General features: G+C 68.1%; 18 protein-coding genes and 1 tRNA gene. 12 read left to right on the top strand and 7 right to left on the bottom strand.

Features of this window, described 5'->3' with window-relative positions:
* The first annotated feature begins 50 nt into the window (after positions 1–50).
* Complete coding sequence (locus FHR21_RS15675; RefSeq protein WP_184100031.1) at positions 51–914, top strand: lipase family protein; 864 nt, start codon at positions 51–53, stop codon at positions 912–914.
* Positions 915–1,002: 88 nt separating this feature from the next.
* Complete coding sequence (locus FHR21_RS15670; RefSeq protein WP_184100200.1) at positions 1,003–2,769, top strand: GGDEF domain-containing protein; 1,767 nt, start codon at positions 1,003–1,005, stop codon at positions 2,767–2,769.
* 211 nt (positions 2,770–2,980) lie between these two features.
* On the opposite strand, the gene FHR21_RS15665 is transcribed toward FHR21_RS15670, so the two are convergent.
* Complete coding sequence (locus FHR21_RS15665) at positions 2,981–5,545, bottom strand: family 20 glycosylhydrolase (RefSeq protein WP_184100029.1); 2,565 nt, start codon at positions 5,543–5,545, stop codon at positions 2,981–2,983.
* 442 nt (positions 5,546–5,987) lie between these two features.
* On the opposite strand from FHR21_RS15665, the gene FHR21_RS15660 reads away from it, so the two are divergent.
* From FHR21_RS15660 to FHR21_RS15625, 8 genes are all read left to right on the top strand, one after another.
* On the top strand, positions 5,988–6,725 hold the full coding sequence (locus tag FHR21_RS15660; protein WP_246427274.1) for a GntR family transcriptional regulator: 738 nt from the start codon (positions 5,988–5,990) through the stop codon (positions 6,723–6,725).
* A 309-nt stretch (positions 6,726–7,034) separates the two neighbouring features.
* Entirely contained in the window at positions 7,035–8,060 is a 1,026-nt protein-coding gene (locus FHR21_RS15655; protein WP_184100025.1) for an SIS domain-containing protein, read from the top strand.
* Positions 8,057–9,199, top strand: coding sequence for an N-acetylglucosamine-6-phosphate deacetylase (nagA, locus tag FHR21_RS15650; RefSeq protein WP_184100023.1), 1,143 nt, complete (start codon positions 8,057–8,059; stop codon positions 9,197–9,199). Before FHR21_RS15655 ends, nagA begins: the two co-directional genes overlap by 4 nt.
* An 11-nt stretch (positions 9,200–9,210) precedes the next feature.
* A complete protein-coding gene (ptsP, locus tag FHR21_RS15645; protein ID WP_184100021.1) occupies positions 9,211–11,697 on the top strand; it encodes a phosphoenolpyruvate--protein phosphotransferase in 2,487 nt (828 codons plus the stop codon).
* Complete coding sequence (gene nagE / locus FHR21_RS15640) at positions 11,694–13,373, top strand: N-acetylglucosamine-specific PTS transporter subunit IIBC (protein WP_184100019.1); 1,680 nt, start codon at positions 11,694–11,696, stop codon at positions 13,371–13,373. Before ptsP ends, nagE begins: the two co-directional genes overlap by 4 nt.
* An 88-nt stretch (positions 13,374–13,461) precedes the next feature.
* Positions 13,462–14,613, top strand: coding sequence for an acyl-CoA dehydrogenase family protein (locus tag FHR21_RS15635; protein WP_184100017.1), 1,152 nt, complete (start codon positions 13,462–13,464; stop codon positions 14,611–14,613).
* Complete coding sequence (locus FHR21_RS15630; RefSeq protein ID WP_184100015.1) at positions 14,613–15,473, top strand: acyl-CoA dehydrogenase family protein; 861 nt, start codon at positions 14,613–14,615, stop codon at positions 15,471–15,473. Before FHR21_RS15635 ends, FHR21_RS15630 begins: the two co-directional genes overlap by 1 nt.
* Before the next feature lie 292 nt (positions 15,474–15,765).
* Entirely contained in the window at positions 15,766–16,761 is a 996-nt protein-coding gene (locus tag FHR21_RS15625) for a bile acid:sodium symporter family protein (protein WP_184100013.1), read from the top strand.
* Positions 16,762–16,952: 191 nt separating this feature from the next.
* Here FHR21_RS15625 and FHR21_RS15620 read toward each other — a convergent pair whose 3' ends face one another.
* The 6 genes from FHR21_RS15620 to FHR21_RS15595 form a co-directional block, all read right to left on the bottom strand.
* Positions 16,953–17,924, bottom strand: coding sequence for a copper resistance protein B (locus tag FHR21_RS15620; RefSeq protein ID WP_184100011.1), 972 nt, complete (start codon positions 17,922–17,924; stop codon positions 16,953–16,955).
* Positions 17,921–19,714 carry a copper resistance system multicopper oxidase gene (locus tag FHR21_RS15615; protein ID WP_184100009.1) on the bottom strand — a complete coding sequence of 598 codons (1,794 nt, stop codon included), beginning with the start codon at positions 19,712–19,714 and terminating at the stop codon, positions 17,921–17,923. The genes FHR21_RS15620 and FHR21_RS15615 overlap by 4 nt, the downstream gene beginning before the upstream one ends.
* A gap of 93 nt (positions 19,715–19,807) precedes the next feature.
* Complete coding sequence (locus tag FHR21_RS15610) at positions 19,808–20,374, bottom strand: sigma-70 family RNA polymerase sigma factor (protein WP_184100007.1); 567 nt, start codon at positions 20,372–20,374, stop codon at positions 19,808–19,810.
* The gene (locus FHR21_RS15605) at positions 20,371–20,808 is read right to left on the bottom strand and encodes a periplasmic heavy metal sensor (RefSeq protein ID WP_184100006.1); all 438 of its coding nucleotides are present in this window, start codon (positions 20,806–20,808) and stop codon (positions 20,371–20,373) included. Before FHR21_RS15605 ends, FHR21_RS15610 begins: the two co-directional genes overlap by 4 nt.
* Positions 20,809–21,075 (bottom strand): hypothetical protein, encoded by a 267-nt coding sequence (locus tag FHR21_RS15600; RefSeq protein ID WP_184100004.1) that lies wholly within the window; start codon positions 21,073–21,075, stop codon positions 20,809–20,811.
* 51 nt (positions 21,076–21,126) lie between these two features.
* Entirely contained in the window at positions 21,127–21,369 is a 243-nt protein-coding gene (locus tag FHR21_RS15595) for a hypothetical protein (protein ID WP_184100002.1), read from the bottom strand.
* 32 nt (positions 21,370–21,401) lie between these two features.
* On the opposite strand from FHR21_RS15595, the gene FHR21_RS15590 reads away from it, so the two are divergent.
* Both FHR21_RS15590 and FHR21_RS15585 read left to right on the top strand, forming a co-directional pair.
* Positions 21,402–21,477, top strand: a tRNA-Thr gene (locus FHR21_RS15590).
* Positions 21,478–21,673: 196 nt separating this feature from the next.
* Positions 21,674–22,102, top strand: a complete 429-nt coding sequence (locus FHR21_RS15585; RefSeq protein ID WP_184100000.1) for an Arm DNA-binding domain-containing protein — start codon at positions 21,674–21,676, stop codon at positions 22,100–22,102.
* The last annotated feature ends 14 nt before the right edge of the window (positions 22,103–22,116 follow it).

The raw sequence follows: 22,116 nt of genomic DNA, 5'->3' as shown, positions 1-22,116 counted from the left end.
TCTGGCAGCGTGCGGGCGATCATCCGCCAGTTCGGCGGGCGGAGACCTGCATGACCCTCGTCTTCATCCACGGCATCGCGCAAGACCCCGATCCGGGCCATGCCGGCGCCATCACCGAAAGCTGGCGCGGAGCGCTCGCGAAGCATGACGGCGACGGGCGCATCGACGCGCAGCCGCGCCTGCTCTGCTATTATGGCGACATATTGCATCGCTACAGCCGTCAGCGCCGCCTGCCGCACTGGGCCGATCCCGTTTCGCTGATGACCGGCGCCGACGGCGGACTGATGCTCGACCTGCTGATCGAGATCGTCCAGTCGGTCGATTTCCGCCTGCTCGGCCTTCCCGCGCCGCCGCCGTCCATGCTTGTAATCGCCGATACGCGCGATTTCCTGGGGCCGATCAGCGCCTATCTGTCGCTGCTGCCCGCCGACCTGATCGCGCTGCTGCGCCGCTTCCTCCTCGAAGCCGACATTTATTTCACCACCCCCGCCGCGGCCGCGGAGATCGACACCCGCGTGCTCCATACGCTCGGCCCCGCCCTGGCGGCGGGCGACCGGCCGGTCGTCGTCGGCCATTCGCTCGGCAGCGTGATCGCCTGGAAGCTGCTCGCGCAATGGGAGGCAGCGGGGCGCGCCGGGCAGGTTCGCCAGTTCGTCACCATGGGCTCGCCCCTCGCGCTGCGCACGATCCGCAAGCGGGCGCCGCAACCGTTCCGGCGACCGGCCTTCGTCGCCGAATGGCGCAACTATTATGCCGCAACCGATCTGGTCGCGGGCGGCCAGGGGCTTCCGCTCGACGGGCTGACCTATACGCATAACCACCGACGCCGCGGCATGCCCTTCCCCTATCACCTGGCCGAGGACTATCTCGACCACGCGCCGCTCGCCGAGAATCTGGCGGCGGTGCTCGCCTGACGACGAAAGGCCGAGAAGGGCGGGACGACCGAAATGACGTCCGCTTTTGGTAAAGCTTTCCCAATATTTGGCTGCCATAGCTCGCCGGATGACGGGAGCGGCGATCCATCCGATTCGCTTTTTCGGCCGGCTGCTGCTTGCCTTGATGGGGCTTGCCGCGCTGGGCGGCGGCGCGTCGGCGTCGGCGGCGACGCTCCACATCGACCGGTCGCTGTGCCATGCGGCAAGCGGGATAGGGGCAAGCGACGCCAGCCTTGCGGACCGACATTTTTCCTGCACCGGCGAGCCGACCGGCTATCAGCATGGCAGCCTGTGGCTGCGCGCCGACCTCAGCCGCTCGCCGGGCGCCCAGCGCGGCGCGGCGCTTATGATCCATCATTCGCGCTTCGACCGGCTGGCGGTCGCCTTTTCCTATGCCGACGGGCAGGTGCGCTGGCAGCGGGTGCGCCAGGGCGATTACGGCTCGCACTGGCGCGCAGGCGGGCAGATCGTGTTCGAGGCGCCCGATCGCGCCGCGCCGCTAAGCGCGGTGACCATGCGTTTCGACCGGCTTGCGAGCCACGAGCTGGTGCGCGCCCGCATCCTGCCGAAAAGCGACGCCGGAATGCAGGCCGCGGGCATGGCGGCGGCGGTCGGCGCCGCGCTGACGCTGCTCCTCGTCAGCACCATCTACAGCCTGTCGCTCGCGGTCGCGGTGCGCCGCCAATATCTTGCCTGGCAGGCCGGCTGGGCCGCGACCATGCTGCTATGGGGCGGGCTGTGGTCGCAGATTCATCTTGCCGTCCTGCCCTTCATGGCGGGCACGGTCTCGGCGCAGATCTGCACCTTCCTCGCCTGCCTCGCGATCGCCTTCGCCACCGCCAGCTCGGTGACCGCGCTCGACCGCAGCGGGGTCCCCGCCGCACTGCGCGGAGCAACGCTGGCGCTGGGGGTCGGCGTCGGCCTCGCCGGCATTCCGCTCGCGCTGATGCGCAGCGGCCCCATCGACCTGTGGGCCGCCGTTCTCAGCTTCGCGATCCTCGCCGACCTCGCCGCCGTCGCGCTGTGTCTGGCCTGGGGCTGGCGGCGCGGCGCGACCGAGGCGCGCGACTTCGCCGCCGCCTGGTGCCTGCCGATGGCGGTCCTCGCCTTCATCAACATCGTCGATGTCGAGGACGGTTTCTGGGGCGGCGGGTCGAAGCTGCTCGTGCTGCTCGCCGCGACCTGGCAGGCGCTCTGGCTGTCGGCGGCGGCGACGCGGCGGCTGGCGCGATTGCGCGTCGAGCGCGATCACGCCCGCGCCGCCGAGGCGCAGGAGCGCGAGCTCGCGCGCCGCGATCCGCTGACCGACCTGCCCAATCGCCGCGGCTTCATCGAAAGCGTGACCCCCCTGCTCGAACGCGCGCGCAACGACGATCTGCCCGCGGCGCTGTTGCTGGTCGACATCGACCGCTTCAAATCGGTCAACGACCGCTATGGGCACGAGGTCGGCGATGCCGTGCTCTGCCGCATCGCCCGCCGCATCGCCCGCTGGGAAGGCCCGCTGTGCAGCGTCGCGCGGCTGGGCGGCGAGGAGTTCGGCTTGCTGACGGTCGGCATGGAGGGCATCGTCCTCGACCGCTTCGCCGAAAGCATCCGGCGTGAGATCGCGGCCTGCGATCACGCCGACCTGCTCGGCGAGCGGCGCGTCACCGCCAGCGTCGGCGTCGCCGAGGTGCGCCCGGCGTGCGATTTCCAGCGCCTCTACCGCATCGCCGACGACGCGCTTTATGAAGCGAAGCACGCCGGCCGCGACCAGGTCGCGCTACAGCGCCACCGCGACGGCAGCGGGCCGTCGCCCGACGAACCCGACCGCGAGACGATCCTGTCGGGCTAGGTCACATACCCGCTACCGGCGCGATCGAGGTTTGAAGCGATTTTGTTCAGGGCAATGGGTATGTGACCTAGAGTTGCCCCGATTGGATTGAACTGTAGCCTGCGAGCCTGTCGAAGGGCGCTTCTCGCCGAGAAGCGCCCTTCGACAGGCTCGCAGGCTACGGTGAGGAATGATTTTACCTGGATAGGACAGATTCGGGGACCGCCAGGGTTCAATCGGTTCGAACGGGCGTGACGCGGACGATCCGGCTCGCACGCCGGCCGTCGGCCGAACGGCTGCGCAGTTCCACCGTGCCCGTCACCGTCACCGGTCCCGCATAGCGGGTCCACACGCTGCCCCCCTGCCGATATTCGATCGCGGTACCCGGAAAGACGCTGTTCGCCTCCAGCATCCCGTCCGCGATCCGCGCGCCCGGCGGCGCGACGCGATAGGCGATCCCCATCGCGTCAAGCCGTGGGAATTGCGCCGCGACCCGGCCGGCGAAATCGCGCCAGCCGGCGGCCAGCGCCGCAGCGTCGACCCGCTTGTCGCCCCAATCATAGCTCGCTCCCGGCCGGTATGGCGGCGTCCAGGGCGCCGCGCTCCAGCCGCGTTCGGCCAGCGCGAGCAGGCGCGGGAACAGCATATATTCAACCCCGGCGTCGGTGCGCAGCGTCTCGCTCCAGAGCTGCGCCTGGACGCCGGCGATGCGGCGCCCTTCGCCGCGCACCGGCTCGTCGGGGACCGGCTGCGCGATCGCGCGTATGTCGCGAATCATCGCCGCATTGGCGGGAATATTGCCGGGCATGAAGCCGAACACCTGATGCGTATCGACACCGCGCGACGCCCAATTATAGCCTCTTTCGTCGGGGTGCGGCGCATAGGGCATGTCGAAATAGCCGAGGTCGGGGATCGACAGCACGACATCCCAACCGCGGTTCATCTGGTCGTGCGCCTCGCGGATCGCGCCGCCGTGAACGACGGTCCAGATATTCGTCTGCACGTCCCTCGGCATGGTGGCAGGGTCGGTGTGCCCCATCCCGTCGCTCCAGCCCGCGACGCGCAGCCCCTTGGCCGCGAGGCTTTTGCTGACCCGCTCGATGAAGCGCGGGGTGAGCTGGCGCGCGTCGCCATCATTCTGTGCGATCATCGCCGCGCACGCCGGCGAATTCACCCACGCCCCCGCCGTCTCGTCGGCACCGAGATGAAAGCTGCTCAGCGGCACCCCCGCGGCGCGGTGCATCGCCGCAAGCGCGTCGACCACCGTGTCGACGAAGCGATAGGTCGCGGGCAGACAGACGTTCAGCGTATTATCGTCATAATTCTGGATGCTGCGATATTCGGTCGTGTCGGCGGGGTCGACCAGTCGATAGCGCTCCGCCTCATCCCTTTTTCCTTCATCCATCAGTCGCGCATATCGCGCTTCCATCGCGCAGATCGCGGCGCGGCTGTGGCCGGGCATGTCGATCGACGGAATGATCTCGATCTGCCGTGCCGCCGCCGCCCGCACGATCGCCTCATAGTCGGCAACGGTCAGATAGCCGTTGACCGCCCCGGTGCCGTCAGGTCCCGCGCCGAGTTGCGGCAGCAGGCAGGTTCGCTCCGACGGGTCGTGACAGCGTTTCGATCCGATCACCGCCAGTTCGGGCAGCGCCGGAATCTCGATCCGCCATCCCTCGTCGTCGGCGAGATGGAGATGGAGCTTGTTGAGCTTGTAGGCCGCCATCGCCTCGACCAGCTTCAATATTTCGGCGCGGCCGTGGAAGTTGCGACCCAGGTCGATGTGGAGGCCGCGAAAGCCATATTCGGGCGCGTCGGCGACATGCAGCGGCTTCACCCGGCCCCGCTCGAACGCCGCCTGCTGTGCAAGCGAACGCAGCGCGTGGCTCGCCCCCGCCGCATCGCGTGCGCGGATGGCGATGCCCTGCGGCGCGACGTCGAGCACATAGCCCTCCGCCGCGGTCGGCGCGGCCGGATCGACGGCGATCGCCAGCGGCAGGCGGCCGCCCTCGGCGACGCCCGTGCGCGCCAGTGCGGCAAGCGCGGGCGCGACGGCGGCACGATCGACACCCGTCAGCGCGAGGACCACGCCGCCCGTCAGATCGGCCGGCGCGCCCGGCCGCTGCACCGCCTCGACCGGCTTCGGCAGGATCACGACACCGCTCGCGACGGGCGCCCGGCGCTCGGCCTGCACGACAAATGCGCGCTCGGGCGTCAGCCAGCGCGTCCGGTCGGGCGGCCCCTTGGTGGCGAGCTTCGCCTCGTCGGTCATCGGGGCGACGAAGGGCAAGGTTTCAAGACCCGTGTCGGAATCGACGACGGGGCGGGTCGCTGCGATCGTCCGCGCGTCGAGTCCCCGGGCGGCCAGATAGGCGTTGGGCATCGCGAACGCCTTCGAGAAATACGCCCCCACGCCCCACAGCCTGATCGTATAGGACGCGCCGGGCTTCAGCACTGCGCCGGGCTTCAGCGTCAATTGCTGCAGGTCGCCGTTGACGAGGCGATGGTCGAAGATGTCGCTCTCGACCCGCGGCAACCGGTTCACGAAGCCGAACGTGAGCGACAGATCCTGCGTCGGCAGCGCCGCGGGAATCGACTCCGGCATCGTCAGCGTGATCGTCGACAGGAAACAGCCGTCGATACCGGCCGGACAGGTCGGGTGATTGTCGACGATCGCGAAGCGATAGCCAAGCGTGTCGGCAAAACGGTCGAGCGCCGCCTGCGCAGGCGCCTCGTCGGCCCGGGCAGCCGGTGCCGCCAGAACCATCGCCAGCATCGCCCCCATCATCCGCCGCATATCATCCTCCCATTGGCGATGATGCGGCTTGAAAAGGGGCGCATGCTTTTGCTCATCGTCACCCCGGGGCCAAGCGGCGTCACCATCCTTTCGTCGACAAGTTGTATTTAATTTGTCATGTCAAAATCATCCGGTCAACGGCTTTCGGATACAGCACTTCCTCGGGAAAACTGCGGTATCCCCTATCGGGAGGGTCGCCTCATTTTCAATTGGTTTTACATTGATATTGCCGATCTTCCCGTCGGGGCGGGCTCGCCGGCAGGCCGCCCTCCTTGAAATCCCCGTTCAGGCGGATTCAGAGACCCCCGATCGGGAAAGTCGTCAGGTTCGACGGCGGGGCCGAATCGCGGCAAGGATTGACGCAACGATACCAATGCAACACATGGGAAGGGCGCTGGCCGTTTTTGCCGGCGGCATCTCGCAATCGGGTGGAGCATCGTCCTTGTCGCTGATCGATCATGTGGGTCCACTCCAGAAGGACGATCCGACACCGCTTTACCTGCAATTGCAGAAGATCCTGCGCGACGCGATCGAAGGCCAGATCGTCAAGGCCGACGAAGCGATCCCGACCGAGCGCGACCTGGCCGAGGAGTTCGACGTGTCGCGGATCACGGTGCGCAAGGCGATCGACGGGTTGGTCGGCGACGGGCTGGTCGCGCGCCGTCGCGGCGCGGGGACTTTCGTCACCCGACCGCGCGTCGAAAAGAGCTTTTCCAAGCTGACGTCCTTTTCGCAGGACATGGTATCGCGCGGGCGCAAGCCACACAGCCGCTGGGTCAGCAAGACCGCAGGCGCGGTGACACCGGAGGAGGCGCTGTCGCTCGGCCTGTCGCCAGGCTCGCGCGTCTATCGCTTTCACCGCATCCGCTACGCCGACGATCTGACCATGGCGCTCGAATATGCGACGATTCCCGCCTATTGCCTGCCCTCGGTCGATGCGGTCGGCGCGTCGCTCTACGAAGCGCTCGAGGCGGCGGGGCGTCTGCCGGTGCGCGCACTCCAGCGCCTGCGCGCGATTGCCTTCACCCCCGAACAGGCCGAAGTGCTCGGAATCGAGCCCGGATCGCCGGGACTGTTCATCGAGCGTCGCGGCTTCCTGCCCGACGGGCGCACGGCCGAATATACGCAAAGCTATTATCGCGGCGATGCCTATGACGTGGTGGCGGAACTGAACGGATAATATCCCCGATCAGCCGGACAGTCCGCGCAGCGCCCGCGCGCGGCGGCGGCGATAGCAGAGGCGCCCCCGCCCGGTCGCTCACCGCCCAGGCCGGGCGCCGGGACCTGTTGCCCGCGCCCTTCGCTGGACGGCCCCATCGCCTCGCTGTGTCGATCCTCCTCTCCATGCTGCCGGTCTGAGGCGCGATAGGGGCTGCGGCGCAAGGGATGGATCGTGAAAACCGGAATCGGCGCAACATACCTCTTGATAGGAAATCTATAACCTATATAGTACCAATTAAGTTGAACGCCGACCGGGGATTCGCGCAGCATGAAAGACGGACCGACGCTGATGGAAACCGAAGCGGCCGAAGCTCCGGCGGTCGTGCGGCGCCTGCTGGTCACGATGCGCGGCACTTTCGCCAACATCGGCGCCCGCCTCCGCGCCGCGCCGCCGGCGGTGGTCGTGACCTGCGGCCGCGGTTCGTCGGACCATGCCGCGACCTACGCCAAATATCTGATCGAGACGATGACCGGCACCCCCACCGCCTCGGCCGCGCTGTCGGTCGCGTCGCTCTATGACGCACCGGCGGCCGCGCCCGGCGCGCGGCTCTGCCTCGCCATCTCGCAGTCGGGCCGCAGCCCCGACCTGCTCGCCACCGTCGCGCAGCAGCGTGCCGCCGGCGCCTTCGTCGTCGCGCTGGTCAACGCCGGGGGATCGCCGCTCGCCGACCTCGCCGACGCCGTGATCGCGCTCGGCGCGGGGCCGGAGCGGTCGGTCGCGGCAACCAAATCCTGGATCGCCTCGCTCGCGGCCATCGCCGCACTGGTCGCCGCCTGGACCGAAGATACGGGGCTGTCGGGCACACTCGACGAGTTGCCCGAACGGCTGGCCGCCGCCGATGCGCTCGACTGGTCGCCCGCGGTCGCCGCCTTCGCCGGGGCGACGGACCTGTTCGTGCTCGGGCGCGGCTACGGCCTCGCCGCGGCGCAGGAAGCGGCGCTCAAGTTCAAGGAGACCTGTGCGCTCCACGCCGAGGCCTTCAGCGCCGCCGAGGTGCGCCACGGACCGATGGCCATCATCGGCGAGCGCTTCCCCATCCTCGCGCTCGGCGGTACCGACCGCGCCGGGGTCAGCGTATGCGACGCGGCACAAGAATTCCGCGCGCGCGGCGCGGCGGTGCTGCTCGCCGACCCCGGCGGCGGCGGCGACCTGCCCGCGATCGCCGGCCATCCGGCGATCGAGCCGATACTGCTGATCCAGAGCTTCTATCGCATGGTCAATGCGCTGGCGCTCGCGCGCGGGTGCGACCCCGACTCGCCACCGCATCTGAACAAGGTTACCGAGACGCTATGACGCTGCGCTTCCACAACGGGCGGATCGCCCTGCCCGACGGGATCGTCGAAGCGGCGGACATCAGGGTCACGGATGGACGGATCACCGCGATCGACGCGCCCACGGCCCTCGCCGCCGGCGATGCGATCGACCTGAGCGGCGGCTGGCTGCTCCCCGGCTTCGTCGATACGCAGGTCAACGGCGGCGGCGGCGTGCTGTTCAACGACCAGGCCGACGTGGACGCCATCGCGGCGATCGGCGCCGCGCACGCGCGTTTCGGCACCACCGCCTTCCTGCCGACGCTGATCAGCGACACGCCCGAACAGATCGCGGCGGCGCTGACCGCTGTCGACGACGCGATCGAGGCCGGCGTGCCGGGCGCCGTCGGCATCCATATCGAGGGGCCGTTCATCAACGAGGTGAAGCGCGGCATCCACGAGGTGCATCGTATCCGCCGCCTCGACGCCGAAACCCTCGCGCTGCTCACCGCGCCGCGGCGCGGCAAGGTGATGCTGACGCTGGCGCCCGAACTGTGCGATGAAGAAGATCTGCGCACGCTGGTCGCGCATGGCGTGATTCTGAGCGCCGGGCACAGCGACGCGACCTATGACGAGGCGAAGCGCGCGATCGCGGCGGGGCTGACCGGTTTCACCCATTTGTTCAACGCGATGTCGCCGCTGCACCACCGCGCGCCGGGCGCGGTCGGCGCGGCTTTCGATTCGGATTGCTATTGCGGACTGATCGTCGACGACGTTCACCTCCACCCCGCCATCGTCCGCCTCGCGGTGGCGGTGAAGGGCACGAACCGGATCATGCTGGTGACCGACGCGATGCCGAGCGTCGGCACCGACGCCAGCGAATTCACGCTGCAAGGCAAGCGCATCGCGGTGAAGGACGGCGTCTGCATCTTCGAGGACGGAACGCTCGCGGGGACGCATCTCGACATGGCGACGGCGCTGCGCGAGACGGTGAAGGTCACCGGGCTCGACGTCGCCGAAGCGGCGCGGATGGCGAGTGCGACGCCCGCCGCCTTCCTGTCGCTGTCGGACAGCCATGGCGCGCTCGCGCCGGGGCGCCGCGCCGACTGGGTATGGCTAGACAGCGCGCTCGCCCCGCGCGAAACCTGGATCGGCGGCCAGCGCCTGACCACCGCGCAATAGGGGAAGCGCCGATGAGCCTGATCGTCACCTCGCCGCTCAGGGGTTGGGCCTCGGCGATCGACAGCGTTCCCGATCCCGTCTTCGCCCAGCGAATGATGGGCGACGGGGTCGCGATCCAGCCGCTCGACGACACCATCGTCGCGCCCTTCGATGGCGAAGTCACGACACTGCACGATTCCGCACACGCCATCGCGCTGCGCAGCACCGAGGGCGTCGAGCTGCTGATCCATATCGGCCTCGACACGGTCGCTCTGAAGGGTCGAGGCTTCACGCCGCTGGTCGCGCCCGGCCAGAGCGTGGCGCGCGGCGACCCGCTGATCCGTTTCGACATGGACACGGTCGCCCTGGCGGCGGCGAGCCTGATTACCCCGGTCATCGTCACAAACGCCGAAGCCTTCACCATCACCCGCCGCGCGGTCGACTGCGCGGTCGGCACATGCGAGGCGCTGATGACGCTGGCGCCGGTGGCGGGCGAAGCCGTGCGGCGCTCCGACGACGGGACGCTGGTCGAGCAGGCGGTGACGTTGTCGCTGCCCCACGGCATTCACGCGCGCCCCGCGGCACGCATCGGCGAATGCGCGCGCGGATTTCAGGCCGACATCCAGCTCGTCCACGGCGGCAAGCGCGGCGACGCGCGCAGCACGGTCGCGTTGCTCGCGCTCGGCACCCGCTTCGGCGACGAGGTGACGGTACAGGCGTGCGGCGACGACGCCGAAGCGGCGCTGTCGGCCATCGTCGCCCTGCTACGCAGCGACATGAACGAAAGCAAGGCGCCCGCCCCCGCCCCGGCGGTCGAAACCCCGGCCCTCGCGCCCGGCCAGATCGGCGGCGTGATCGCCTCGCCGGGCCTTGCCATGGGGCCGGCGGCGCGGCTGCGGCAAACCGACATCGCCGTCGCGCGCGAGGGGCGAGGCGCGGAGGTCGAGCGCGCCGCGCTGCTGTCCGCGCGCGATGCCGTGCGCGACCGCATCGCCGCGCGCGCAGAGGCGGCGAGCGGCAGCGCCGCGTCGGTGATGCGGGCGCATCTGGCCCTGCTCGACGACCCCGAACTGCTCGCGGGCGCCGGGCGCCGTATCGCCGAGGGTGCGAGCGCGGGCTTCGCCTGGCGCGGCATCGTGCACGACCAGATCGCGGCGCTGCGCGGAACAGGCAATGCGCACCTGATCGAGCGGGTCGACGATCTGATCGATCTGGAGCGGCAAGTACTGGGCGTGCTGACCGGCGCGCCGGTGGAAGCCGACGCGATCGCGCCGGGGGCGATCCTCGTCGCCGACGACCTGCTACCCTCGCAGCTCGTGACGCTCGCGGCGAGCCGGCCCGCGGGCGTGTGCCTCGCGCATGGTGGCCCGACCTCACACGTCGCTATTCTCTGCGCGGGAATGGGAATCCCGGCGCTGGTCGCGATGGGTACCGCGCTCGATGCGGTTGCCGACGGCGACGACCTGCTTCTCGATGCCGAGGCCGGGCATGTCACGGCTGCGCCTTCCCCCGCCGCGCGCGACGCCTTCGCCGCGCGGCTCGCCCGGCGCGGCGAACGACGCGCGGCGGCCCAGGCGGCGGCGGCCGAAGCCTGCCACAGCGCCGATGGCACGCGCATCGAGATATTCGCCAATATCGGCACGGTCGAGGACGCCGCGCTCGCCGCCGCGAGCGGCGCCGAAGGCTCGGGGTTGGTGCGCAGCGAATTCCTGTTCCTCGGCCGCGACCGCGCGCCGTCCGAGGACGAGCAGCACGCCGCCTACCAGGCCATCGCCGACGCGCTGGCAGGCAAGCCGGTGATTGTCCGTTTGCTCGACATCGGCGGCGACAAGCCCACGCCCTATATCGCAATGCCGGCGGAGGAGAATCCGGCGCTCGGCCAGCGCGGCATCCGCGTCGCGCTCGCCCATCCGGCGCTTCTCGAAACCCAGCTCCGCGCGATCCTGCGCGTCCGGCCCGTCGGCCAATGCCGGATCATGATCCCGATGGTCACCGGACTTTCCGAACTGCGGCAGGTCCGCGCGCTGGTCGACCGGCTGCGCGGCGAGATGGGCATCGCCGGGCCGGTAGAGGTCGGAGTGATGATCGAAACGCCCGCCGCCGCCGCGACCGCCGATCTGCTCGCCGCCGAGGCCGATTTCCTGTCGATCGGCACCAACGACCTGACCCAATATGTCCTCGCGATGGACCGCGGCAACCCGGCGGTCGCCGCCGGAGTCGACGCGATGCATCCCGCGGTGCTGCGGATGATCGCCGACACTTGCCGCCTCGCCGCGGCGCGCGGGCGCTGGGTCGGCGTGTGCGGCGGACTCGCCTCCGACCCCGCGGCGCTGCCGATCCTCGTCGGCCTCGGCGTCACCGAATTGTCGGCGGTGCCCGGCTTCGTCGCCGAGGCGAAGGCGATCGTTCGCAGCCTGACGGTCGAGGCGGCGCGCGGCCACGCGGCCCGCGCGCTGCAATGCACATCGGCGGCGGAGGTGCGGGCGCTGGCGCACGCATTCGGGGAGACGGCGACATGAGGAAGATACTCGAAACGCTCCAGCCGCTTGGCCGCGCGCTGATGTTGCCGATCGCGGTGCTGCCCATCGCCGGCCTGCTGCTCCGTATCGGCCAGCCCGACCTGCTCGACATCGCTTTCGTCTCGGCAGCGGGCGCCGCGATCTTCGACAATCTTGGCCTGCTCTTCGCGATCGGCGTCGCGGTCGGCTTCGCCCGCGACGGCAATGGCGCCGCGGCGCTCGCCGGCGTGACCTGCTATCTGGTCACCACCAACGGCGCGCAGACCTTCCTGACCGTGCCGCCCGACGTCGGCGCGGGCCTGCCCGAACCGGTCGCGGCGCTGGCGATGAAGAATTGGGCGGTCGGCCTGATCGACCGGCTGGAGGTTCCGGTCGGCATCCTCTCGGGCCTGATCGGCGGCCACTTCTACAACCGCTTCGCGACCATCGCGCTGCCTGAATATCTGGCTTTCTTCGGCGGACGGCGCTTCGTACCGATCGCCAGCGGAGTCGCCGGATTGCTGCTCGCTGTGGTCGTGGGCTATGGCTATGCCCATATCAGCGGCGCAATCGACAGCGCGGGCCGCGTCGTCGTCGAAAGCGGCGGGTTCGGCCTCTTCCTCTATGGCGCGCTCAACCGGCTGCTGATCGTCACCGGGCTCCATCACATCATCAACAATGTCGCCTGGTTCGTGGTCGGCGACTATGCCGGCGCGACTGGCGACCTGCGCCGCTTCTTCGCCGGCGATCCCGCCGCGGGCGCCTTCATGAGTGGGTTTTTCCCGGTCATGATGTTCGGCCTGCCCGCCGCCTGCCTCGCCATGTATCACGAAGCGCGGCCCGAGCGGCGCAAGGCGGTCGGCGGCATGCTGTTCAGCTTGGCTTTCACCAGCTTCCTGACCGGAGTGACCGAGCCGATCGAGTTCAGCTTCATGTTCGTCGCGCCGCTGCTCTACGCGATCCATGCGCTGCTCACCGGAGCGGCGATGGCGCTGATGAACGCGCTCGACGTCAAGCTCGGCTTCGGCTTTTCGGCGGGGCTGTTCGATTATGTGCTGAACTTCAGCCTCGCGACCCGGCCGTGGATGCTGCTCCCCGTCGGCGCCGCCTATGCGCTTGTCTATTACGGGCTGTTCCGCTTCTTCATCCGGCGCTTCAACTTGACGACGCCGGGGCGCGAGGCGGGCGAAGTCGCCGAGGCGGCGGCCGCCACACCCGGCAGCGCGCGCGGCGCGGCCTTCGTCGCGGCGCTCGGCGGCGCGAAGAATCTGTCGAGCGTCGACGCCTGCACGACGCGTCTGCGCCTGATCGTCGCCGACAGCCAGGCGATCGACGAAGCCGCGCTGACGGCGCTCGGCGCGCGCGGCATCATCCGGCCATCGGCGAACGCGGTGCAGGTCGTGCTCGGTCCGGTCGCCGACCTGGTCGCCGAAGAGATGCGCGGCGTGCTTGCAAGCGACGCCGCGGTGCCGGTTGCGGCGCCCGCATCGCGGACCGCCGACACCGACGCCACCCTGCCCGCTTCCCTTGTCGAGGCGCTCGGCGGCGAAAAAAATATCCGCACGGTGCAGGCGCTTCACGGCCGCTACCGTGTCGATCTGGCCGATGAAGCTTCGGTCGACGCCGGTCGGCTGGCCACCCAAGGCCGGGGCTTCGTGCGCGCCGCGCCCGGCGTCTATCACATCCTGCACGCCTGAACCGGCCCCGCGCCCGCACAATAGACATTTGATTCCCAGCGCATCTTCGCGCATCGCGGGGCGACGCAGCCAGTAGGACGGTCGCCCCTTGTTCGAGACCTTCACTTTTCATTCGCTCCCGCCCGAAGACGAGGCGCTTCGTCCCGCGATCCGGGTACTCGCCGAAGAGGCGGCCGCGTCGCTCGGCGCCGACCAGCGCGCGCGGTCGTGGCAGGGTTTCGATGCCGCCTTCAGCCGCAAGCTCGGCGAGGCGGGTTTTCTCGGCCTGACGCTGCCGCGCGACTATGGCGGTGGCGAGCGCGGCCCCTTCGCGCGTTTCGTCGTCGTCGAGGAACTGCTGACGCTCGGCGCCCCGGTCGCGGCGCACTGGATCGCCGACCGGCAGAGCGCGCCGCTGATCCTGAATTTCGGCAGCGAGGAACAGCGTCGGCACTATCTGCCGCGCATCTGTCGCGGCGAAATCTTCTTCTGTATCGGGATGAGCGAGCCCGGATCGGGATCGGACCTCGCAAGCGTCCGCACCCGCGCCGAGCGCACCGCATCGGGCTGGCGCCTCAACGGCCAGAAAATCTGGACAACCAACGCGCATCGCGCCGACTACATGATCGCGCTGGTGCGGACGTCGGGTACGGCAGCCGATCGCCATGGTGGCCTGTCGCAATTGATCGTCGACCTGAAGGCGCCCGGGGTGACCGTCCGCCCGATCGAGGATCTGGCCGGCGACGCGCATTTCGCCGAAGTCTTCTTCGAGGACGCCGCCCTGCCCGACGACGCGCTGATCGGCACCGAAGATGAAGGCTGGAAGCAGGTCACCGCCGAGCTGGCGTTCGAGCGCAGCGGTCCCGAGCGCATCTATTCGAGCATCATCCTGCTCGACGCCTGGATCGCCCATTTGCAGAAGCAGGGCAGCGTCGGCGAGGCCTCGCTGCGGCTCGCCGGCAATTTCACGGCGCGGCTCGCCACGCTGCGCGCGATGTCGATCGCCTGCACCGCGCTGCTCGCGCAGGGAGAAAGCCCCGTCGTCGAAGCTTCGCTGGTCAAGGATCTGGGCACCAGTTTCGAACAGGAACTGCCGGCCGCGATCGCGAACGACCTCGCCGCGCGGCCCGATGTGCCGGTCGATGCCGAGCTGCGCCGCGCGCTCTTCTATGTCGCGCATATCGCGCCCAGCTTTTCGCTGCGCGGCGGAACGCGAGAGATTTTGCGCGGCATCATCGCCCGCGGACTGGGACTACGCTGATGGACCGAACCGAACTTCTCGCACCGTTCGAGCGACTGCTCGAGAGCGCCTGCACTCCGGCGGTCGTGCGCGCCATCGAAGCGGGCGGCGACGCGGCGACGCTGTGGGACGCGATCGAAGCCTCGGGATTTCTCGACGCATTGGTGCCCGAAGCGCAGGGCGGCGCCGGGCTGGCGCTCGCCGATATGGCGCCGATCCTGATCGCGTGCGGCCGCTTCGCGGTGCCGCTGCCGGTCGGCGACACCATCGCCGCGCGCCACCTGTTGGCGCTGCGCGGCGAAACGCCGCCGCCCGGCCCGATCCGCCTGACCGGCGGTCACGCCGAAGCGGCGGCAGTCGGCGCACTGCCCGCCGCCCGCGCACAGGAAATCCGCGTCGATGGCGATACGCCAAGCCTCCATCTCGCCGCGCTCGTGCGCGCCGCCGCGATCGCCGGCGGCGCGCAACGGCTGCTCGATGCGTCGCTCGCCTATGCCAATGAGCGCGTCCAGTTCGGCAAGCCGATCGGGCGCCAGCAGGCGCTCCAGCAGCAGCTCGCGGTGATGGCCGAACAGACTGTCGCCGCGCGCATCGCGGTCGAGATCGCCTGCGCCGCCGGTCTGCCGCTGTCCCTCGCGCCCGCCGCCACGGCCAAGATCGTCACCTCGACCGCCGCGCCATCGATCGCCGCGACCGCCCATGCCGTCCACGGCGCCATCGGCATCAGCGCCGAGCACGACCTCCACCTTTACACGCGGCGCCTGCTCGCCTGGCGGATGGAACATGGATCGGAAGGCTGGTGGGAAGCGCGGCTGGGGACGGAACGGCTCGCGGCAAACGTCGGTTCGGTCGACTGGGTCCGGGCCGCGGTGACGGGCTGAGGGCGCAATCAGACGTTCGCGACAAGTACGGATGATATGCCGGCACCCGTCTCTTGCTCTCTCCTGGAAGGTCGACGGCGTTCCGCTTTGCGCCGCCGGCCGCTACAGCATCGTGCGTTAAATCTGAACCCTTCGCCCCGAGCTTGCCGAAGGGCCATTCTTTCTTTGCGACGCCGAAAAGAAAGGACGGTGCTTCGACAAGCTCAGCACGAACGGAAGAAAGGGTGATGCAGATTGCTCTAAGGCGAGGATTGCCCCGGACATTAGCCGGCCGGGCGTGTAGAGGGACGCCATGTCCCGTCTCCTGAAAGCCGCCGTTGATCCCTTTCTCTTCGCGTTGATCGCGACCGTCGTCCTCGCGACCCTGCTGCCCGCCCATGGCACCGGCGTCAGGCTGTTCGATATCCTTACCGACGCCGCGATCACCCTGCTCTTCTTTCTGCAGGGGGCGAAGCTCTCGCGCCAGGCGCTGCTCTCGGGCGCCGGGGCGTGGAAATTGCATGGGGCCGTCCTGACGTCGACCTTCCTTATCTTTCCGCTGCTCGGGCTCGGGATCGGCCGGCTCCATCTGCTCGATCCAACGATGGCGGCCGGATTCCTGTTCCTCACCCTGCTGCCGTCGACGGTGCAATCGTCGATCGCCTTCACCTCGATCGCGCGCGGCAATATCGCCGCGGCGGTGTGCAGCGCGTCCTTTTCGAACCTGCTCGGCATCGCACTCACACCGCTGCTCGCCAGCCTGCTGATGAGCGCGAGCGGCGTCATCCTGTCGTGGGGAAGCGCGCGCACCATCCTGTTCCAGCTTCTTTTGCCCTTTGCCGCCGGGCATCTGCTGCGTCCGCTGATCGGTGACTGGGTGACGGCGCATAAACGCCTGGTGAGTGTCTCGGATCGCGGGTCGATCCTGCTCGTCGTCTATACCGCTTTCAGCGCCGCGGTGGTCGAAGGGCTGTGGCATCGCGTCGCCCCTGCCGAGTTGCTGGTGCTGACAGTCTGCTGCATCGGGCTGCTCGCGGCGATCCTGACCGCGACTTGGCTGCTCGGCCGGTTGCTGAAGCTCGATCGCACCGATGCCATCGTGCTGCAATTCTGCGGATCGAAAAAGAGTCTCGTCTCCGGCGTACCGCTGGCGGGCATTCTCTTTCCGGTGTCGCAGGTCGGTCTCGCGGTGCTGCCGCTGATGTTGTTTCACCAAATCCAGCTCTTCGCCTGCGCCATATTGGCCCGTCATTATGCCAGCCACACCGCCGAAGAGGACGAAACGGACCGGCAACTGGCGGGCGCCTGACCGCAATAATCGTCTGGGTCGACTGGGGCGCATTTCTGCGACGGCGGGCGGCTCATTCCCCAGCCATCGGCCGAAACGTGCAACAGCGCTTGTCATCGCCAAGCCCGCCGATGGAGGCTCCGGCAGCTCAGTCGGTAGAGCACATCATTCCTGATAGCGCACGTCCGCATTGCGGCCGCGCCCTCGCGAACCTAGAACCAGGCACGCACCCCCATGACGAGGCCGACGCCGTTGACATCCTCGCCTGCCGTGCGCGCGAAGCGTGCGGTATCGCCGAACTTGCGCGTCCATACGCCCCCGACATAGGGGGCGAATTCCTGGACGATCTCGTAGCGAAGCCGGAGTCCCAACTCGAAGTCGGAAAGCCCCGATCCGATGCCCGTTTCGGGAACATCCTGAGCCGCGAAATTGACCTCTGCCCGCGGCTGCAGGATCAGCCGCTGGGTGATGCGCTGGTCATAATAGCCTTCGAGCCGCCCGAGCACATCGCCCTTGTTCGACAGGAACAGCGCACCTGCGGTTTCGAACCAGTAAGGCGCGAGTCCTTCGAAGCCGACCGTCGCATAGCTGCGGTCTGGCCCTTCGCCCAGATCCTGCCGCACGCCGGCCTGAAGGTTGAAATAGGGGCCGACCGCCCGACTGTAGAGCAATTGGAGTTCGGCCGCCTCGACGCCTTCGCCCCAGGCGCCCTCCCCCTCGCTCTTCAGCGTCAGGCGGTCGATGTCGCCGCCATACCAGCCCTCGACGCCCCAGCGGAATCCGTCGCGGCCCTTGCGTGCCTGATATTCGGCGAGATCGAAGTTCAGGAAGGCGATCGTCTGCCCGCCATTTTCTTCCATCATCGCATGACGCGACCGATCCATCTCCGCCTTTGGGTAGATTCGATCGGCATACCAGTCGTCCGGCGGAGCCGGCGCCGGCGCATCGCCGGCGGGCAGGTCGGTGCCGACTGCACCGGTCGGGCGATCGGGCATCGCCTTGGGCGTGCAGTGGCCCATCGCGGCATGGACCGGCGAGCACTCAGGGTCGGCGGCGACCGGTGCGGGCCGGGCCTCTGCCGGCTCAGCGGGCGGCATTTCGTGCATCGAATGGTCCTGCGCCACCGCCGGCACAGAGAAGATCAAGGCGCCGGTGCTGGCGAAAGTCAGCGCGAGCCGGATCATGCTGCCTCTCCCCGCGGGCGGACGCTGACGACGCGCATCATGCCGGCATGCATGTGGTAAAGGAGGTGACAGTGGAACGCCCAGTCGCCGAGCGCATCGGCGGTGAAATCGAAGGTCGCAGTCCCACCCGGCTGGACGAGCACGGTGTGCTTGCGTGGCGCCCGGTCGCCCTTGCCGGTGACCAGTTCGAAGAAATGACCGTGCAGGTGGATCGGGTGGCTCATCATCGAATCGTTGATGAGGTTCACCCGCACCCGTTCGCCCTCCAGAAACGGGATCGGTTCGTGATGATCCGACATCTTCACGCCATCGAACGACCACATGAAGCGTTCCATGTTCCCGGTCAGATGGATGGCGAGCGAACGCTCGGGCGCGCGAACGTCGGGATTGCGGTCGAGCGCGACGAGATCCTTATAGGTCAGGACGTCGTGTCCGACATCCTCGAGACCCTGGCCGGGCTCGCCCATCCGGTCGACGGGCATCGGTGAGATCGTCTGGACGCTCGGGTCGCGCTTGACCTGCGGCGCGACGTCGAAATCGCGCATGCTGTGCTCCATCGCGCCGCCGCCCGACCCATGGTCCATGCCCGCCATCGCGCCGCCGCCTGCGGGCGTGCAATGGCCCATCGCGGCATGTTCGGGGGGACAGGACGCGTCATCTCCTGCCATCGCGCCCATGTCGCCCATCCCCATGTCTTTCATGGTCGCGAGCGGCCGCGGACGCAGCGGCGGGACCTCGGCCACCATTCCGGCGCGCGGCGCCAGCGTCGCCCGCCCCATCCCCGACCGGTCGCTGGCTTCGGCGATGAGCGTAAAGGCGCGATCCTCCGCAGGGGTCACGATGACGTCATAGGTCTCGGCGACCGCGATCTGGAACTCGTCGGTCTCGACCGGCACGATGTTCAGGCCGTCGGCCTGCACGACGGTCATTCGAAGACCCGGTATGCGGACATTGAAGATCGACATCGCCGACGCATTGATGATCCGCAGCCGCACCCGCTCGCCCGGATCGAAGAGCGCGGTCCAATTGTCGCGCGGACCGTGGCCATTGACGAGGAAGCTGTAGGTCGAGCCGTTGACATCGGCGACGTCGGTCGGGTCCATCCGCATCGCGCCCCACGCAAGACGGTCCTTCAGCGGCTGATCCTTGCCGGCGAGCAGCCCGGCGAGCGTCTGGCGCTGCCGGTTGAAATGGCCGGGATTGACCTTGAGTTTGCGAAAAATCGCCTCGGGCGAAATCCGGCTGTGATCCGACAGCACGACGACATGCTCACGGTCATAGGCGATCGGGTCGGTGTCCGCGGGGTCGATGACGATCGGCCCATAATGGCCGAGTTGTTCCTGAAGGCCCGAGTGGCTGTGATACCAATAGGTCCCCGACTGGACGACCGGAAATTCGTAGACGAAGGTCGATCTGGGCCTGATCCCCGGAAAGCTGACGCCCGGAACCCCGTCCATCTCGAAGGGCAGGATCAGCCCGTGCCAGTGGATCGAACTGTCCTCGTCGAGGTCGTTGACGACGGTCAGGCGTGCGGTCTGACCCTGCTTCAACCGGATCAGCGGTGCGGGAACGGTGCCGTTGATTCCGATCGCGCGGCTGACCTTGCCGTCGATCCGCATTGTCTGGCGTGCGATGCGCAGCATGATGTCGTTCCCCGACACGGCCGGGAGGGGAGCGATGATTCCGGACGACACCGGTTGCGCCCAGACGGGGAACCAGCCCGCCATCGCGGCGGCTGCCGCCCCGCCGCCCAAAGCCGCACTGACGAACCCACGCCTGTCTATCTGCATTTTCTTTCCGACCGTTTCTGCTGCTCTTCAGAACCATACGCAGGTGCCGTCGGCGACCCTCACCCAAAACGCCTCCGTTGGCGTATCGCCGGATCACACTTCGGCCAGCAGGGCTTTCAACCGCATCCGCGCGCGATACAGGCGCGTTTCGACAGCCTTCTCGCTGACGTTCAGCATTGCCGCTGCCTCGGCCTGGCTGACCTCCTCCACGCCTCGCAGGACCAGAACCTCGCGCAGACTCTGGGGCAGCCGCGCTATCGCCGCCTGGACGCGGGCGAGTTCGGACCGGCCGTCAACCTCCCTGTCCGGAAGCGGCGTGTCGCTGGCAACGGCGCGCGCGGTCTCGATGGGAAGTGCGCGCGCAAAGAATGCCCGCACCTTACGCCGCCGCGCCCAGTCGCGGCACTTGTTGATCGCGATGCGGCTGATCCAGATGCGGAACGGCCGTTCGCTGTCGTAGCGGTCGATCGCCGCGAAGGCCGCGACAAAGGCTTCCTGGGTCAGGTCCATCGCCTCGTCGGCATCGCCGACCTGCTTGACGATCAGCCCGAAAATCGGTGCCTTGTAGCGATTCAGCAGCTCACGATAGGCACCCTCGCGCCCCGCGCGCGCCTGCGCCGCCAGCTCCTTGTCGGAGCATTGCCCCGGGCCGGAACTCACCGCGCATCGGCGGTCAGCGCCTTGACCACGCTCTTGTCGAACATACGCGCCTGGTCGCGGTCGAGAACGGCGCGCATCGCGAAGAGATGTTCCAGCGTTTCCTTTTGCAGCGTCCCCATGACCTGATGGCTGTGGTCGATCGCCTCGGTCACGCGCGGGCCATAGCCATGTTCGGCCTCGATCGCCTGCGCAAGCCGCATATTGGCGGCGCGCATCTCCTTCTCCAACGCATGACGACGGCCGGTGAAATCGGCTTCGATCCTCTCGATGCGCGCTTCCTGCTGCGCCGTCAGGTCGAGCTGGCTGTGAAGCAGCGCATGCAGTTCGGTCTCGCTCGCCCTTGGCGTCTGCGTGACCATACGCCCGACGAACACGCCGGCGATGGCGGCCGCGAAGGCGATGAGCCCAACGAGGAGCATGCGGCGCGACGGCATCTATTGCGCATCCAGCAGGGTCGACGGAGCGAGCACGCTTGCCGCACCAAGCGGGCTGAGCGGGCCGGCCGCAACCGCCGGCTGTGAAACAGCGCTTCCCGCAATGAAGCCGCCACCCAGCGATATGAATGCGGAGAGCGCCATCACCCGGCGCATGGCCGCCGCTTCGCGACGGCGGACGCCGAGAGCATGGATGATCCGGTCGTCGAGCGCGCTCAGCGCCGTCGGTATATCGACCCTGCTCAAGATACGAAGTTCGTCGTCCATGGCCCGTCCTGCCGGAGGTCTTTTTCATATCAGCATACGCGGCTGCGGCAATCATCCCTCAAACGACGCGATGAGGTAAATCCGCCGGCCAGCGTATTGGCGGGCAGACCCATGATTGGAGATGTAGCGACCGCACTCGTCCCGCTTGTCGCGCCGGTCGCGGCGAGTACGAATGCCCGCGACCGGCTCGATGGTCTCGAAGGCGACGTCGGTGAAGCTGGCATTCGGCGAGAAACTCGTCCCCGCGACGATCGAGACCGGGGCCGAAAACAAATGCCAGAGGGCGCTTGTCATCATCCGGCGGCGCTGTTAGAGGCGCCCGCGTTGCCGCTTTAGCTCAGTTGGTAGAGCACATCATTCGTAATGATGGGGCCACAGGTTCGAGTCCTGTAAGCGGCACCATTCCCCTGTTCGCCAATGACCGGGAATGGTTGCAAAAACCCCGGAAATCTGCCAAAAACTAGGTCGGAACGGTCGCCAATGTGCGCGACTGGTCGCCGACAATCGCATGCCGCAGGGGGTATGTGTGGGGGTATTTGGCAAAAGGGCCGTTTAAAATACCCCCAAATTGCCGGTGACGGATTGGGAGATACCCCCAATGGCGTTGACGGTAACCGCGATAAAAGCAGCAAAACCCAAGGCGAAACCGTATAAATTGGCCGACGAAAAGGGGCTGTCCCTTATCGTGTCGCCATCCGGGGGCATGTTGTGGCGCTGGAAATATCGCGTCGATGGCATCGGCGCAGATGGCCAGCCCAAGCGGATCGAAAAGATGCTGGCGCTGGGCGCTTATCCCGACGTCGGTTTACAGGCGGCGCGCGAGCGGCGCGACGCGGCGCGCCAGCAACTCGCCAGCGGTATCGATCCGGCCGAAAAGAAACAGCGCGACAAGCGGGCTGCTAAAATTGGGGCGGCCAACACCTTTCACGCGGTGGCGACGAACTTCATTGTCAAACGGCGTTCAAAAGGGACCCCCGATCGGCGTCGAAGAGGGACCCCCTTTTTGGATATGATGTTGGTTTGTTGAAGATGGCCTTGCGC

The organism is Sphingopyxis panaciterrulae (assembly GCF_014199295.1).
Taxonomy (GTDB): Bacteria; Pseudomonadota; Alphaproteobacteria; order Sphingomonadales; family Sphingomonadaceae; genus Sphingopyxis; species Sphingopyxis panaciterrulae.
Note: the sequence above shows the minus strand (reverse complement) of the source record. Positions and strands in the feature narration are given on the sequence as shown.

Bases quoted from the DNA above. Each gene is read 5' to 3' on its own strand.
- FHR21_RS15675 (WP_184100031.1), top strand. From the start codon at position 51: ATGACCCTCGTCTTCATCCACGGCATCGCGCAAGACCCCGATCCGGGC.
- FHR21_RS15670 (WP_184100200.1), top strand. From the start codon at position 1,003: ATGACGGGAGCGGCGATCCATCCGATTCGCTTTTTCGGCCGGCTGCTG.
- FHR21_RS15665 (WP_184100029.1), bottom strand. From the start codon at position 5,545: ATGCGGCGGATGATGGGGGCGATGCTGGCGATGGTTCTGGCGGCACCG.
- FHR21_RS15655 (WP_184100025.1), top strand. From the start codon at position 7,035: ATGAAAGACGGACCGACGCTGATGGAAACCGAAGCGGCCGAAGCTCCG.
- nagA (WP_184100023.1), top strand. From the start codon at position 8,057: ATGACGCTGCGCTTCCACAACGGGCGGATCGCCCTGCCCGACGGGATC.
- ptsP (WP_184100021.1), top strand. From the start codon at position 9,211: ATGAGCCTGATCGTCACCTCGCCGCTCAGGGGTTGGGCCTCGGCGATC.
- nagE (WP_184100019.1), top strand. From the start codon at position 11,694: ATGAGGAAGATACTCGAAACGCTCCAGCCGCTTGGCCGCGCGCTGATG.
- FHR21_RS15630 (WP_184100015.1), top strand. From the start codon at position 14,613: ATGGACCGAACCGAACTTCTCGCACCGTTCGAGCGACTGCTCGAGAGC.
- FHR21_RS15625 (WP_184100013.1), top strand. From the start codon at position 15,766: ATGTCCCGTCTCCTGAAAGCCGCCGTTGATCCCTTTCTCTTCGCGTTG.
- FHR21_RS15620 (WP_184100011.1), bottom strand. From the start codon at position 17,924: ATGATCCGGCTCGCGCTGACTTTCGCCAGCACCGGCGCCTTGATCTTC.
- FHR21_RS15615 (WP_184100009.1), bottom strand. From the start codon at position 19,714: ATGCAGATAGACAGGCGTGGGTTCGTCAGTGCGGCTTTGGGCGGCGGG.
- FHR21_RS15605 (WP_184100006.1), bottom strand. From the start codon at position 20,808: ATGCCGTCGCGCCGCATGCTCCTCGTTGGGCTCATCGCCTTCGCGGCC.
- FHR21_RS15600 (WP_184100004.1), bottom strand. From the start codon at position 21,075: ATGGACGACGAACTTCGTATCTTGAGCAGGGTCGATATACCGACGGCG.
- FHR21_RS15595 (WP_184100002.1), bottom strand. From the start codon at position 21,369: ATGACAAGCGCCCTCTGGCATTTGTTTTCGGCCCCGGTCTCGATCGTC.
- FHR21_RS15585 (WP_184100000.1), top strand. From the start codon at position 21,674: ATGGCGTTGACGGTAACCGCGATAAAAGCAGCAAAACCCAAGGCGAAA.